The organism is Arthrobacter sp. PvP023 (assembly GCF_017832975.1).
In the GTDB taxonomy this organism is placed as follows: Bacteria; Actinomycetota; Actinomycetes; order Actinomycetales; family Micrococcaceae; genus Arthrobacter.
The window spans coordinates 4328478-4343295 of sequence record NZ_JAFIBI010000001.1; the positions used below are offsets into that span (position 1 = coordinate 4328478).

A 14818-nucleotide genomic window follows, 5' to 3' on the forward strand; every position below is an offset into this window, starting at 1 on the left:
GCTTAGATGGATCGTGTCGGCGCTGACCACCAGCTGCCGGCACCGGGAATCAAGCAGGCTTCAGGGAACGGCAACGGGGACGACACGTGACTTCGCAGAACAAATCGGTGATCAGCAATACGGGCTGGGACGACGTCCAGGTGGGCGACAGCGTCCAGCTGAGCCGCAACGGCCGGATCGAGTACACCGGGCAGGTGGACGACCGCACTGCGGACGGTGCCGTTGTCTGGATCAAGACCAGCCTTGGCCGCAGGCGGCTTTTCCATGTGGGCGACGGCTACCAGCTGGCCGGGACCAGCCTGTGACCGCCACAGCCGACGCAGCGCAGCAGGCCACCTCCGGCACAACCCTCTGTGAGGATGACTGCCACTACTGCTCGGGGCCGGAAACGGACTAGCCGGGCGGCCGCTGTTTCCCGGCTAGAATGACAGGGATCCCGCGTCTTGTCCCGCGCCAGCGTTACGGCCAGGACGCGCGGAACGAAGCCGGCAACGAACCGACCCCAAGGGAGGACTCCGTGCGCACTCACCATGCCCGGACTCCTTTCCATTCCCTCCGCGCGGCCATGGTCGCCGCGATGATCGTGACCCTTGCAGCAGCAGCGCACGTGGTTGGCGGCGGTGACCTGCCGGCGCCCGGCATCATGGCGGCGTTCCTCGCCCTCACCGGCATGGCGGCCACTGCGGCCACCCGGCGCAAACTGAATTTCCCGGCGATGGCTGCGCTCCTGGGTGCCGGACAACTGGTCCTCCACGAGGCTTTCAGCGCCTTAAGCTCTCCGGCCGGAGCAGGACCGGCAGAACCGACGGGGCACCACCCCGCCTCAGCAGCGTTCTCCGGCCTTCCGCTGGACGCCGCCAGCGCCGCCAGCCACCTGCACCATTACGAATCAGGCTGGGCTGCCGGACTGATGCTGGGCGGACACGCCCTGGCCACCCTCGCGTGTGCGCTGCTGCTGGCCAAGGGCGAAGCTGCGCTCTGGTCCCTCGCGGCATGGCTCCGGCCGCTCGTCCGACTCCCCCGGGCGGCAATGCCCGACGTCGCCGCGGCGCCCGCCGCCGCCGGCTGGCCTGAGAATGCAGCTCCCCTCCCCTGGCGCAACCTCAGGGCCGACTGCCCGCGGGGCCCGCCCGCCGCCGTCGTACTTTCCTGACACCGTCCCGGCCCCGCCCGCCTGCTGATCCGCCGTTCCCGGCGGTCCCCGCCCGGCGCCGGACACCACTCCATGTTCTTGTGCACCGCCTTTGGCGCGTCGTGCACCCTTGAAAGGCCCTTCCTTTGAAAAAGTCCTCACCCCTGTCCTTCCGTCGTACCCTCTCCGCAACGGCAGTGGCCGGCGGCACCGCAGCCCTCATGCTGGCCGGCGTCACGGCTGCCTCCGCGCACGTAGGTGTCACGCCGGATAAGACCGACGCCAACTCCTACGCACTGCTCACCTTCGGCATCCCGCACGGCTGCGACGACTCCGGCACCACCAAGGTGACCATCACGCTGCCCGAGGAACTCAACGACGCCCAGCCCACGGTGAACCCGAACTGGACCGTGGAGAAGGTCGTGGAGCAGCTCCCGGAACCGAAGAAGCTGGCGGACGGTGCCACCATCACCAAGCGGACCAGCCAGATCGTTTACACCGCCAAAGCACCCCTGAACCCGGAGCTCCGGGACGCCCTGGTCCTCTCCGTCAAGCTTCCCGACGCCGCCGGCACGACCCTCCATTTCCCCACCCTGCAGAACTGCGAACAGGGCCAGACGGACTGGTCCGAGATCGCCAAGGACGGTCAGGACCCGCACTCGCTCAAAGCACCCGCGCCTTCCCTCACCGTCACGGCCGCGGCCTCGGCGGACGGACACGGCAGCCATGCATCGGCGTCCACCGAAACAGGGACGGACGCTGCCCAGGCCTCCTCCGTCTCGGCCACCACGGACGACGGCGCACAGGCGCGGAGCTGGGCAGGCCTCGTGGCCGGCTTCGGCGGACTCGCCCTGGGCGGAGTGGCGCTGATGCGCAGCCGGACCCGGAAACCCGCAGAAGCCCCCGTTCCTGGAGCCGCTTCGGTACCGAAGAAGTAACGCGCGGGATTGATGCCCGGAAATCACAATCCGGGCATCAATCCGCGGCAGCGGTCGTGGCATCGTTGACTCAGGCAACCGCAGGCATAAAGTTTGAGCCATGAGGTCTCAGCCAATCAAAAACGGGTTTGCCATCACGACGGCGGTTGCAGCCGCCGCCTTCCTGCTCACCGCCTGCGGGCCCAGCCAGCCGCAGCCCCAGGGAACTTCCGGGGCTGCTTCCACATCCAGCACCCCCGCCGCCTCGTCGGCCCCGTCCGCGAGCCAGCCGCCCAGCACTCCGGCGGCGCCGTCGCCGTCGCCGTCGTCTCCGGCGTCCGCGCAGCAAGGGCTGTGCAAGGCCGCCAACCTGACCGTATCCTCGGATTCCACCGGCGGCGGCGCCGCCGGCAGCATCTATTCCAAACTGATCCTTACGAACTCAGGCACCGAGCCCTGCCTCCTGCGGGGTTTCCCCGGGGTGTCCCTCACCGCGGACGCCAACGGCGCCCCTATCGGTGCCCCGGCCCGGCAGGACGGGTCCTCGCCCGTTGCCGACGTACTCCTTGCCCCGGGACAGGCGGGAGCCGCGGACATGCGCTACACGCAGGCGGGGAATTACACCGACTGCAACGCTACGCAGGCTGCCGGCTACCGGATCTATCCGCCGGAGGAGACTGCTTCGCTTTTCCTCGCGGAACCCCGGACCGCCTGCAGCAACGAAGCTATCGAGCTGCTGACTATCGGGGCCTTCCACGCCCGGTAGGCACTTAGCCTCGGCAGGAATCTAGGCGCGGCAGGAACTTATGCGCGGGATTCGCGTAACCTTGCGGGCGCGTCGCGGGAGAACGCCACCCCGCACCCGATCAGTGCCATGCCCAGAATCAGGTGCAACCAGTTGTCGGCGCTGTTAACGGGGAGGATGTTCACAGGGGAATCCTGTGCCAGGAACTGTCCGAGGGTCCACAGAACCATGTACGACACCCCTGCGCCGATCAGGAAGTTCCGGGCAGGCAGCGGACGCCGCGACATCAGCACTCCCGCGATTCCGGACAGCAGGTGGATGAGGTTGTGCACCACGGACACCTGGAAGACGCCAAGGAGCATCGCCTCCGAGCCGTGCCCGGCAAAGGCCAGCGCGCCATAGTTCTCAGTGACGCCCGGAATGAATCCCAGCACTCCCACAATAAAAAGGGCCGCCCCGGCAATGAGGGACGACTTCTGGACGTTCTTCCGAAAGCCAAATCGGGCACTGGCGGCTTCGGTTGTTTTCATGGTGCCGCTCCTGTTCCCCGGTCACGCTGCTCATGACATGATAAGTCTACTTATGAAGTCCGTCGGAGTCCCGCCGATGACGTTCCGGAAACGGCATTCGCGGCACCGGGAAAGGCAGGCAGGATCATGACCTCGCTCTGGTTGGACCGCAACCACGCCTTCCGCAGCGACCAGTTCCACCCCCGCAGCACCTTTGACACCGTGGTGGCAGGGGCCGGACTGACCGGACTCGTGGCCGCGCTGCTCCTGGCCCGCGCCGGCAAGAGGGTGCTGGTTGTCGAAGCCCGGAGCCCGGGAGCCGTGACCACCGGCAACACCACCGCGAAGGTTTCACTCCTTCAGGGAACCGTGCTTTCAGCGCTGCGCCAGCAGTATTCAGAGAAAGTAGTGGGTGCCTACGTCGAGATGAACCGCGAGGGTCAGGCCTGGCTGCTGCGGTACCTGGCAGACCGGGGAGTGCCTTTCCAGCACCGCGACGCCTACACCTACGCCACCTCCGCGGACGGGACCGAAACCCTCCGACGGGAGCTGGCCGCAGCCCGGGCCGCAGGGCTCGAGGCGGAGTCCGTGAACGACCCCGGGCTGCCCTTTCCCGTCAGCGGTGCCATCCGCCTCGCCGGGCAGGCACAGATCAACCCGATGGAAGTCATCGATTCCCTCGTGGAGGATGTCCGCTCGCACGGCGGGCAGATCGTCTCAGGCGCACGGCTGAACGGGCTCCGTGGGCTGCGCCCGGGCCGCGGGCGGGACCCCATGGAAATCCAGACCGACCACGGGCCGGTCCGCGCAGGGGACGTGGTGCTGGCAACCGGGACACCGGTCCTGGACCGCGGTCTGTACTTTGCCAAACTCAAGCCGCTCCGTTCCTACGCGGCGGCGTTCGAAGTACCCGGGACGACTGCCGTGCCGGACGGCATCTTCCTTTCCGTTGAGCGGCCGATCCGGTCCCTTCGCGATTACCCCGGCAACGGCCGGCGGCTCCTCCTGGTGGGAGGCAACGGGCACCCCGTGGGCCATGCCAGGTCAGCGCAGGCCTACCTCGACACCCTGGTCGCGTGGACAACGGCCCAGTTCCCGGGCGCCAGCCTCACCCATTCGTGGTCGGCACAGGACTACCAGGCCACAAATCTGATGCCGTTCTTCGGCAAACTGCCTCGGGGGCGGGGCCGCGTCTATTTCGCCACCGGCTACAACAAATGGGGCATGACCAACTCCGTGGCCGCCGCCCTGGACATCACGGCGGACATCCTCGGCACCCGGCTCCCCTGGGCCAGCATCATCCACCACAGGGTCACGTCCCCTCCCGGGGCCCTGTCCGCCGTCTCCCTCAACGCAGCCATCGCGGCTACGGCGGCCAAGGACTGGGGTCAGGTGGGACTCAAGCGCCTCGACGAGTCCCGGGAGCAACCGCCGGAAGGGACAGGGATTGTGTCCCGCCGCGGCCGGAAACCCGTAGCGGTGTCCACTGTGGACGGCACCCGCTGCACGCTGTCCGCCGTCTGCACCCACCTGGGTGGCATTGTGCGCTGGAACGACAGCGAAAAATCATGGGACTGCCCGCTGCACGGCTCCCGCTTCAGCAGCGACGGCACCGTGCTGGAAGGACCTGCCGTCCGCAATCTGCGACAGCTTGACTGAGCCGTCAGGGGCGGCCCGGCCGCCGCCGGGCGGCCGGGCCGCCAGCCCCGTCAGGGGTGCCGCCAAGAGTGTCGGTGCCGTAGGGCATGATGGAGGAATGCAGGGGAAGGAGTCCGCCAGCGGCATGCCGCCAGGCTACACACCATCAGCGACGCCAGCCGGCGGGCGTTCTTCCGCGCGGACCATGGACCGGTTCAGCCAGGCCACCAGGGAGTGGTTCCTCGGTGCGTTCTCCGCGCCCACGCCCGCACAAAACGGCGCCTGGAACGCTATTTCGTCCGGGTCCCATGCACTGGTGGTCGCACCGACCGGCTCCGGCAAAACGCTCGCGGCGTTCCTCTGGGCGCTGGACCGACTCCAGTCATCGGCTCCCGCCGAGCCGGAGGCATTGCCGGGCCTGGACCCGGCCGCCAAAGGCAGGAAGCCTAAGACGCCCAAGCGGAAAACCCGCGTCCTGTACATCTCGCCGCTCAAGGCGCTGGGCGTCGACGTCGAACGCAACCTCCGCGCACCGCTCATCGGCATCACCCAGACAGCAAAGCGGCTGGGACTGCCCGCGCCGCTGATCACAGTGGGCGTCCGATCGGGAGATACGACGACGGCGGACCGCCGCGCCCTGCTCAGCCACCCGCCGGATATTCTTATCACCACGCCCGAATCCCTCTTCCTGATGCTCACGTCCAAAGCCCGCGAAACGCTGGCGGAGGTGGACACCATCATCGTGGACGAGGTCCACGCCGTCGCCGGCACGAAGCGCGGCGCGCATCTGGCCGTATCACTGGAACGCTTGGACGCCCTCCTGCCCAAGCCGGCGCAGCGGATCGGCCTCTCGGCCACTGTGGAGCCCCGCGAACTCGTGGCCCAGTTCCTGGCCGGCTCCGCGCCGGTGGAAATCGTGGCCCCGCCGTCAAAGAAGAACTGGGACCTGACAGTTTCCGTGCCGGTGGAGGACATGTCCGACCTCCAAGGGGCTGCCGGCGCCTTCGACTCCGGGCCTGCCTCAGGGCTCCAGCCGCAGGCCTCCATTTGGCCGCATGTGGAAGAGAAGATCGTCGACCTGGTGATGGCCAACCAGTCCACCATTGTGTTCGCCAACTCGCGCCGTCTCGCAGAACGCCTCACCGCACGCCTCAATGAAATATATGCCGAACGCCAACTGGTGGCCGCGGGCGGCGGCTGGGGAGAGCTCGGCGCCGGCGCGCCGGACTTCGGAGCGCCGCCTGCCGGAGGAACGGCGGCGTCCCCGGGCGCCGGAACCCTGACGTCCACGGCAACCCCGGCGCACATGATGGCACAGGCCGGCAGCACCGCAGGTGCCGACCCGGTGCTGGCCCGGGCACACCACGGCTCCGTCTCGAAGGACCAGCGGGCGCTGATCGAGGACGACCTCAAGTCGGGCCGGCTGCGGTGCGTTGTTGCCACGTCCTCCCTTGAGCTTGGCATCGATATGGGCGCCGTGGACCTGGTGGTCCAGGTGGAGTCGCCGCCGTCCGTTGCCAGCGGCCTGCAGCGGGTGGGCCGGGCCGGGCACCAAGTGGGGGAAGTGTCGCAGGGTGTCCTGTTCCCCAAGCACCGTGCCGACCTCGTGCATACGGCCATCACCGTGGAGCGCATGCTGGGCGGCAAGATCGAACGGCTCAGCGTTCCCGCCAACCCGCTGGACATCCTGGCGCAGCAGACCGTGGCCGCCACCGCGCTGGGCTCTATCGATGTGGAGGAATGGTTCACCACGGTCCGCCGGTCCGCCCCGTTTGCGTCCCTCCCCCGCTCTGCGTTCGAGGCCACACTGGACCTGCTGGCCGGCCGCTACCCGTCGGACGAATTTGCCGAGCTCCGGCCCAGGATCATCTGGGACCGCAATGCCGGCACCATCGAAGGCCGCCCCGGGGCGCAGCGGCTGGCCGTGACATCCGGCGGCACCATCCCGGACCGCGGGCTTTTCGGCGTCTACATCATCGGCACCGAGGTGGAAGGCTCGGCGTCGCCGTCCGGCGACGGCAAGGCCGCCAGTCCCGCCGCCTCCGCAGCCAAGGGGGGCCGGCGCGTGGGTGAGCTCGACGAGGAAATGGTCTACGAATCCCGCGTGGGGGACGTCTTCGCCCTGGGCGCGACCAGCTGGAAGATCGAGGACATCACGCACGACCGCGTGCTCGTTTCCCCGGCGTTCGGCCAGCCCGGCAAACTCCCCTTCTGGAAGGGCGATTCGCTGGGCCGGCCCGTGGACCTGGGCCGCGCGCTGGGCGCTTTTGTGCGTGAACTCTCAGCGTCCGACGTCGGACCCGCCACGGAACGGTGCAAGGCCAGCGGACTCGATGATTTCGCCGCGAACAACCTGATCCAATACCTCGCCGAACAGAAGCTGGCCACCGAAGTTGTCCCCAGCGACACCACCCTGGTGGTGGAGCGGTTCCATGACGAACTGGGCGACTGGCGCGTGGTCCTGCACAGCCCGTTCGGCATGCCCGTGCACGCACCCTGGGCCCTCGCGGTGGGGCAGCGGCTGCACCAGCGTTACGGGATGGACGGCTCCGCCATGGCCGCGGACGACGGCATTGTGCTGCGGGTGCCCATGATGGAGGACGAGCCGCCCGGAGCCGAACTGTTCCTCTTCGATCCGGAGGAACTCGAACAGATCGTGACGGCCGAGGTGGGCGGGAGCGCCCTCTTCGCCTCGCGCTTCCGCGAGTGCGCCGCCCGCGCCCTGCTGCTGCCCCGGCAGAACCCTGGGAAGCGCCAGCCCCTGTGGCAACAGCGCCAGCGGTCCGCGCAGTTGCTGGACGTGGCCCGGAAATACCCCACGTTCCCCATCGTGCTGGAAACGGTGCGTGAGTGCCTGCAGGACGTTTACGACCTCCCGGCGCTGAAGGACATCGCGGCGTCCATCGAGCGGCGTGAACTGCGGATCCTACAGACCACCACGCAGCAGCCTTCGCCATTCGCCAAGTCCCTGCTCTTCGGCTACGTGGCCCAGTTCCTCTACGAGGGTGACTCGCCGCTGGCCGAGCGACGGGCCGCCGCACTGGCCCTGGATTCAACCCTGCTCAATGAGCTCCTGGGCCGTGTTGAGCTGCGCGAGCTTCTGGACGCCAAGGTCATTGAAGCCACCGAGCGGGAACTGCAGCGCCTCGCTCCGGACCGACGGGTGCGCGGAATGGAAGGCGTCGCGGACCTGCTCAGGCTGCTCGGTCCGCTGACCCCGGGGGAAGTGGCCGAACGCCTGGAAACCGCCCCGGCGGTTGAGCCTGCGCCTTTGGTCGAGCCTGCGCCGGGCGATGAGTCCGCCCCGGCGGTTGAGCCTGCCGAAACGCTCCTGGCCGACGCCGTCGCCCACCTCGCCGCCCTGCAGCGCGCCAACCGCGCGCTCCGGGTGAACATCGGCGGCGTCGAGCGTTTTGCGGCCGTTGAGGACGCGGCCCGCCTGCGGGACGCCATCGGGGTCCCCCTGCCCATGGGCGTACCGCTCGCGTTCATCGAACCAGTCGCCGACCCCCTCGGTGACCTTGTCTCCCGCTACGCCCGCACGCACGGGCCCTTCACCGCAGCGGAAGCCGCGGCCCGGCTGGGACTCGGGGTCGCCGTCGTCAGCACCGCGCTGAAACGGCTCGCCGCGGATGGCCGCGTGGTGGAAGGCGAATTCCGCCCGCACGCCACGCCGCCCCATCAGGTGCCCGGGATACCGGAACCCGGCGAGGACGATGTGCCGGCGTTGCCGGCCGCCTCCACCATCACCTTGGCCGGCACCAGTGAATGGTGCGACGCCGAGGTACTGCGAAAGCTGCGACGCCGGTCGCTGGCGGCGCTGCGGGCCGAAGTGGAACCCGTGGATGCCGGCGCCTACGGACGGTTCCTCCCAGCCTGGCAGAACGTCCGGACCCCCGGGCGAAGCCGGGGCCAGTCCGCCCTGCGCGGGCTGGACGGCATCATCACCGCCGTCGACCAGCTTTCCGGCGTGCCGGTTCCAGCTTCCGCATGGGAACCACTGGTCCTCGCCAGCCGCGTCAGCGACTACCAGCCGGCCATGCTGGACGAGCTGATGGCCGCAGGCGAGGTCCTCTGGTCCGGCGCCGGTGCGCTGCCCGGCAATGACGGCTGGGTGAGCCTGCACCTCGCGGACTCGGCCGAACTCACGCTGAACCCCGCGCCGGACTACCAGCCCGGGGACGCGCAGCAGCGGCTGCTGGAGCACCTGCAGAACAACGGCGGCGGGTACTTCTTCCGCCAGCTGACCGACATTGCCGGCGGCATGGACTCCGTGCTGAGCGACCAGGATGTGGTGTCCGCTTTGTGGGACCTGGCGTGGGCCGGCCGCATCACCGGCGACACCTTCGCTCCGGTCCGGGCCATGATCGCCGGCGGCCACACGGCGCACCGGCAGGTTGCCCGGGCCCCGCGGGCACGCGCACCCCGCATGAGCAGGCTGGGACGGGCGCACGGAACGGGCCTGATGGGATCTGCCGGGCTGACCGGCGGACGCTACGGCTCGGTGACCGGCGGCGCCCCTACCCCGCCGCTGGCGGCCGGCCGGTGGTCCGCACTGCCGTTGCCGGAACTGGACCCCACCATCCATGCCCGCGCCACGGCGGAGCTTCTGCTGGACCGCTACGGTGTGGTGACCCGCGGCTCCGTCATGGCGGAGAACATCCTGGGCGGATTCGGCCTGATGTACAAAGTCCTCGCCAGGCTGGAAGAGGCCGGGCGATGCCGCCGGGGTTACTTCATTGAACACCTCGGCGCCGCGCAGTTTGCGGTTCCGGCCACGGTGGACCGGCTGCGGTCGTACTCGGAAGACGCCCAGCTGGCGAAGCCGGAGCCCGTTGCCCTGGCGCTTGCCGCGACGGACCCCGCCAACCCGTACGGCGCGGCCCTGCCCTGGCCCGCGCTGAGTGTTGAAGCCGGCAGCGGCCACCGTCCGGGCAGGAAGGCCGGAGCCCTGGTGGTGATGGTCGACGGCGCGTTGACCCTTTATGTGGAGCGCGGCGGCAAGACGCTGCTCGCCTTCGATGAAGATCCGGAGGTGCTGGCCGCCGCGGCGGAAGCCCTGGTCGGCGTGGTCAAGCGCGGCGCCGTGGACAAGCTCATCATGGAGAAGGTCAACGGCCACGGCATCCTGGATACTCCCGCTGCCGCCGCCCTGACCCACGCCGGCGCCTATTCGACTCCGAAGGGACTGAGAATCCGTGCCTGAAGGCGATTCCGTCTGGCGGGCGGCCGCCCAGTTGCATGCCGCCCTGGCCGGGCACCAGCTCACAGCCTCCGACTTCCGGGTGCCCCGGTTCGCCACCCTGAAGCTGGCGGGCTGGACCGTGGACGAGGTGGTGCCCCGCGGCAAGCACCTCCTCATGCGGCTTCGTGGTCCGGCGGAGGAACGGCTGACCATCCACTCCCACTTGAAGATGGAAGGCGCCTGGCAGGTCTACCCGCCCGGCGGCCGCTGGCGGAAACCGGGGTTCACCGCCCGGTGCGTGCTGCGCACCGCCACGGCGGACGCCGTCGGGTTTTCCCTCGGCATCCTGGAAGTGGTCCGCACCGCTGACGAGGATTCCGTTGTCGGCCACCTCGGGCCCGACCTGCTGGGTCCGGACTGGGACATGGCCGAGGCCGAACGGCGGCTGCTCGCTGCCCCTGACGTTCCCATCGGCGTGGCCCTGCTGGACCAGCGCAACCTGGCCGGCATCGGCAACATCTACCGCTGCGAGGCCTGCTTCCTGTCCGGCATCCATCCCGCAGCACCGGTCGCCGACGTGACGGACCTGCCCGCCATGATGGCCACGGCCAAGCAGCTACTGGAGGCCAATCTCGGGCCGGGCCGCCGAACCACCGTCCTGAACCCGCGCGGAATGCCGGTCGGACGGATGGCCGGAAGACCTGGATACTGGGTATACCGCCGCGAGCACCAGCCGTGCCTTAAATGCGGTACGCCCATCCGCCACGGTGTCCTCGCCAAGGGTGCGGGCACCGAGGAGCGCGACATCTACTTCTGTCCGAGCTGCCAGCCGCCGCCGGCAGGAACTGCATGATCGGCGCCTGACTCCAGCGGAAGCGCGACCGGGCGCGGCGCCTCCGGCACCGTGAACCGCGGCAACAACAACTGCACCAGCGGGCCGATAGCCAGGGCATACACCACTGTGCCCACACCCACGGATCCGCCCAGCAGCCATCCGGTAGCCAGGACCACGATTTCGATGCCCGTCCGGGACGTCCGCACCGACCACCCAGTCCGCCGCGCCAGGCCGGTCATCAGCCCGTCGCGGGCGCCGGGGCCGAAGCGGGCGCCAATGTAGCAGGCCGACGCGATGCCGTTCAGCAGCACAGCCCCCGCCAGCATGCCGATCTGGCCGCCAAGGTGCGAGAACTCCGGAATCAGCGCAAGCCCCACATCGGCGAACACACCCACCAGCACGGCGTTGCACAAGGTGCCGAAGCCGGGCCACTGCCGCAACGGAATCCAGAGAAGCAGGACGAGGAAGCTCACGATCACCACCACCGCTCCGATGGAAAGGCCTGTCTTCCCGGCCACGCCCTGATGGAAAACATCCCAGGGGTCAAGGCCAAGCCCGGCACGGATGAACATGGCCAGCGAAATGCCGTACATGGCCAGGCCTGTGAACAGTTGAAGGAGTCTTCGGGTCATCATGGGAATCATCCTCCGCCAAAACTGGCCTTGTAATCCATATCCAGTTTGAGATACTGGCTACATGTCCGGCTCCCTTAACCCCACTGCCTTGGTGCGCCTCCTGGGCGGGTGGCACCGCGGCGCGGGCCCCGCCTACCGTGAGCTGGCCGACGTCGTACGCCTCCTCATCCTGGACGGACGCGTCCCGCTGGACATGGCCCTGCCCAGCGAGCGCGCCCTGGCTGAAACCCTGGGTGTCAGCCGGACCACGGTAACGGCTGCCTATGCCAGCCTCCGCGAGCAGGGTTTCCTGACCAGCCGGCAGGGCAGCCGCGGCAGGACCTGCATTCCCCGCCAGCTGCCCGCGGGCGCAGGGGGCCCGGCAGCCGCCGAGCTGATCAGCCCTAACGCGCTGGCCGGCGCGCCGGGACTGGCAGCGCCGCCGGGCCTGCTCGACCTCGCCTACGCATCCCTGCCGGCCAGCGGCGAAGTGGTGCACCGGGCCTTTGCCGCCGCGCTGACGGAGCTCCCTGCACTGCTTCCGGGGTTCGGCTATGACGCCGTCGGCATCGCACCGCTGCGGGAGGCGATCGCTGCGCGGTACACGGCGGCCGGGGCCCCCACCACGGCGGACCAGATCCTTGTGACATCAGGCGCGCAGCACGCACTGAACATCGTGCTCCGCACCCTTGCCGGCCGGCAGGACAAAGTCCTCGTGGACCACCCCACGTACCCGCACGCGCTTGATGCCATCCGCGCCAGCGGTTGCCGGCCCGTGCCGGTCGCCCTCCCGCACGGGCGCGGCTGGGACGTGGCCGGCATGGAATCCGCCATGATGCAGCAGCGGCCCAAGATGGCTTACGTGGTGCCGGACTTCCACAACCCGACGGGCCGGCTGATGTCCGATCCCCAGCGCCGCCGGCTCGTGCGGGCGGCGGCCGCCGCGGGAACAGTGCTGGTGGTGGACGAGACACTGCGGGAATTGAACCTCGACGCCGTGGACGCGGCCCCGCTGGCGGCCTTCAGTCCGGCGGTGGTCACCATCGGCTCCCTCAGCAAGTCGCATTGGGCCGGCCTGCGGACTGGCTGGATAAGGGCCGGCAGTTCACTGATTCAGCGCTTCGCAGCTGCCCGGACCACCATGGACCTGGGCGGACCGGTGGTGGAACAGTTGGCGGCAGCACACCTGGTCCGGTCGCTCGACGAGCCGCTTCCAGCCCGGCTGGCGGCCCTCCGCGAGAACCGGGCAGCACTGCTTGAGCTGCTCGGCGGGATCCTACCCGGCTGGGAGCCGGAGCGGCCCGACGGCGGGCTGAGCGTCTGGTGCCGGCTCCCCGCACCGATCAGCACCGCGCTGACGGTCCTCGGCCCCGACTTCGGCGTGAGGCTGGCAGCCGGCCCAAGGTTCGGCCTGGGCGGGGCTTTCGAGCACTACCTGCGCATCCCCTACACGCTTCCGCCCGGGCAATTGGAGACGGCGGTGCGTGCCCTGCGGTCAGCCCAGGACAAACTCGACGGCGCACCCCGGCTCCGCCGCAGCCTCCGGCATACACCTGCCGTCGCCATCGCCTGACCGCGGCCGCGCCCTGGACCAGGGTCGGCGCTGGACGAGGTTCGGCAGCCGCCAACCCGGAGCGCTGCGGACAGCCATTTATGACGCGCAAAATACCTGACGCGCCGGTATTCCGGTAGCGCCAGGCATTTTGCGTAGCGCCAGGCATGTTGCGCGTCGCTGAGCAGGACGGACCCGGTCCGGTCCGGTCCGGTCCGGCCCACCCGGCCCGCGGAATCCTAGGCGTAGACCTTCCCGAGGTAGTCGCCCCAGGCCTTCGCCGTGGCTTCAGAATCCCCGCCGCCGCTGAAGTCGTGGACGGTCATGCCCACCGGTGCACCGAAGGCGTTGCGGCCAAAGAAGCGGTACATGGTGTCCGCTGTCCGCAGGCCCAGGAAGTTCTCGTTGGAGAAGTCCACCTGCCCCGTCAGCCGCCCCACGCCGTCGAGCTCCACATCAAAGGTGTCGCCCTGCGACGCGGCGTCGACGCCGAGGGCCTTCTTCAGCCGCACGAAGCCGTCCGGCACCTGCGAGGCCGCCGGGCCCTGGATGTCTGTGAAGACCACCGGGCGGCCGTCGAAGTACTGCAGGTACTGGCCCAGGGTGTGGAGGTAGAACTCCGTGTGCTTGCTGGCGCCGTCGTACTGCTCGTCCCAGTTGTCCGCGAAGATGCCGCTGTGCACGTAATGCAGCCTGGCCCGGCCGCCGTCGAGCGGTTCCAGGACGTGCTCGAGCTGGTTGAACCAGCCGTCCGGACCGTCCATGCGGGACACCAGGTGCCGCGGATACTCCTCAACCGTCTTCACATCCGGCCACTGGTCCGTAGGGAACATCCAGCCCGGCGTGCCCTTGGTGACGGCTTCCCAGACCCGCTCCGGGGTGCCCGGCAGGTCGGTGTCGTAAACGATCTCGAATTTCCGGTTGTCAGTCATTGCCCTGCTCCTGTTCCTTTTCCCCGATCGGGGTGGTGGTTTTGTCTGGTTCCTTGAGTGCCGGTTCCTTGAGTGCCGGATGAAGCGCGACGACCAGCCGGTGCTTCCGCCCGCCCGCGCCGCCGTCGTCGTCGTGGTATTTGTCCACGAGACGGATAACCGCAATGCCGAGCTCTTCGGCAAAGGCGGCACGGTCCGCGGCGGTGCGGAAGGTGATCTCGCCGTCGATCGCGAATGTGGCGAGTTTCTGCCGCGCGGCGGCTGCCCCTGCGATGAGCTTGCCGACTTCCTGGACCATGCGCCCGGCGAGCGCCAGCAGCCAGAAAGCGGAGAACCGGTCCGCGAAACGGTGCGGATCCGGCGCCACGGAGGCAAGGGCCACGGGTGAAATGAGGTAGGACGCCGCAGTGGCCTGCAGCACGCGCTCGGTGACGTTGCCCTTGCGCCGCTCCTCCACAAGCTCCACCAGGCCATGACGCTCCAGCGCCTTGAGGTGGTAGTTCACCTTCTGCCGCGGCAGCCCCACCTTGGCAGCGAGCTGCGTAGCGGACCCGGGCTCCGCCAGCTCCCGGAGGATGCGGGTGCGGATGGGGTCCAGCGAGGCTTCCGCCGCGGCAGGGTCCTCGATCACTTCAATGTCCAACATGATTTAAGTATCGGTACCGACAATTTTATTTGTCAAGAACTTTTTTACCGTCGGTAGCGGTTCGGCGGAATCGTGTTGGCTTCGCGGAAAGGGCGCGGCACCCGCGCAAAGTA

Annotated in this window: 12 protein-coding genes; 8 read left to right on the forward strand and 4 right to left on the reverse strand. The window is 68.9% G+C overall.

The window, feature by feature from the left end:
- Window positions 1-86: 86 nt before the first annotated feature.
- From JOE31_RS19620 to JOE31_RS19635, 4 genes are all read left to right on the forward strand, one after another.
- A complete protein-coding gene (locus JOE31_RS19620) occupies window positions 87-305 on the forward strand; it encodes a hypothetical protein (RefSeq protein WP_209747439.1) in 219 nt (72 codons plus the stop codon).
- A 212-nt stretch (window positions 306-517) separates the two neighbouring features.
- Window positions 518-1153: a hypothetical protein gene (locus JOE31_RS19625; protein ID WP_209747441.1), complete on the forward strand. Its 636-nt coding sequence runs from the start codon at window positions 518-520 to the stop codon at window positions 1151-1153.
- A gap of 125 nt (window positions 1154-1278) precedes the next feature.
- Window positions 1279-2070, forward strand: a complete 792-nt coding sequence (locus JOE31_RS19630; protein WP_209747443.1) for a YcnI family protein — start codon at window positions 1279-1281, stop codon at window positions 2068-2070.
- A 100-nt stretch (window positions 2071-2170) separates the two neighbouring features.
- The gene (locus tag JOE31_RS19635; RefSeq protein WP_209747444.1) at window positions 2171-2815 is read left to right on the forward strand and encodes a DUF4232 domain-containing protein; all 645 of its coding nucleotides are present in this window, start codon (window positions 2171-2173) and stop codon (window positions 2813-2815) included.
- 38 nt (window positions 2816-2853) lie between these two features.
- On the opposite strand, the gene JOE31_RS19640 is transcribed toward JOE31_RS19635, so the two are convergent.
- Window positions 2854-3324: a DUF4383 domain-containing protein gene (locus JOE31_RS19640; protein ID WP_209747446.1), complete on the reverse strand. Its 471-nt coding sequence runs from the start codon at window positions 3322-3324 to the stop codon at window positions 2854-2856.
- Between the two features lie 126 nt (window positions 3325-3450).
- Between JOE31_RS19640 and JOE31_RS19645 the strand changes: the two genes are divergently transcribed.
- The 3 genes from JOE31_RS19645 (at window position 3451) to JOE31_RS19655 (ending at window position 10979) form a co-directional block, all read left to right on the forward strand.
- The gene (locus JOE31_RS19645; protein ID WP_209747448.1) at window positions 3451-4962 is read left to right on the forward strand and encodes an FAD-dependent oxidoreductase; all 1512 of its coding nucleotides are present in this window, start codon (window positions 3451-3453) and stop codon (window positions 4960-4962) included.
- A 184-nt stretch (window positions 4963-5146) separates the two neighbouring features.
- The gene (locus JOE31_RS19650) at window positions 5147-10147 is read left to right on the forward strand and encodes a DNA glycosylase AlkZ-like family protein (RefSeq protein WP_209748652.1); all 5001 of its coding nucleotides are present in this window, start codon (window positions 5147-5149) and stop codon (window positions 10145-10147) included.
- Window positions 10140-10979 carry an Fpg/Nei family DNA glycosylase gene (locus JOE31_RS19655; RefSeq protein WP_209747450.1) on the forward strand — a complete coding sequence of 280 codons (840 nt, stop codon included), beginning with the start codon at window positions 10140-10142 and terminating at the stop codon, window positions 10977-10979. Before JOE31_RS19650 ends, JOE31_RS19655 begins: the two co-directional genes overlap by 8 nt.
- On the opposite strand, the gene JOE31_RS19660 is transcribed toward JOE31_RS19655, so the two are convergent.
- Complete coding sequence (locus JOE31_RS19660) at window positions 10934-11596, reverse strand: YitT family protein (RefSeq protein WP_209747452.1); 663 nt, start codon at window positions 11594-11596, stop codon at window positions 10934-10936. The genes JOE31_RS19655 and JOE31_RS19660 overlap by 46 nt on opposite strands.
- Window positions 11597-11657: 61 nt before the next feature.
- On the opposite strand from JOE31_RS19660, the gene JOE31_RS19665 reads away from it, so the two are divergent.
- On the forward strand, window positions 11658-13148 hold the full coding sequence (locus JOE31_RS19665) for a PLP-dependent aminotransferase family protein (protein WP_209747454.1): 1491 nt from the start codon (window positions 11658-11660) through the stop codon (window positions 13146-13148).
- A gap of 218 nt (window positions 13149-13366) precedes the next feature.
- Here JOE31_RS19665 and JOE31_RS19670 read toward each other — a convergent pair whose 3' ends face one another.
- Complete coding sequence (locus JOE31_RS19670; RefSeq protein ID WP_209747456.1) at window positions 13367-14059, reverse strand: SRPBCC domain-containing protein; 693 nt, start codon at window positions 14057-14059, stop codon at window positions 13367-13369.
- On the reverse strand, window positions 14052-14705 hold the full coding sequence (locus tag JOE31_RS19675) for a helix-turn-helix domain-containing protein (RefSeq protein ID WP_209747458.1): 654 nt from the start codon (window positions 14703-14705) through the stop codon (window positions 14052-14054). The genes JOE31_RS19670 and JOE31_RS19675 overlap by 8 nt, the downstream gene beginning before the upstream one ends.
- Window positions 14706-14818: the final 113 nt, after the last annotated feature.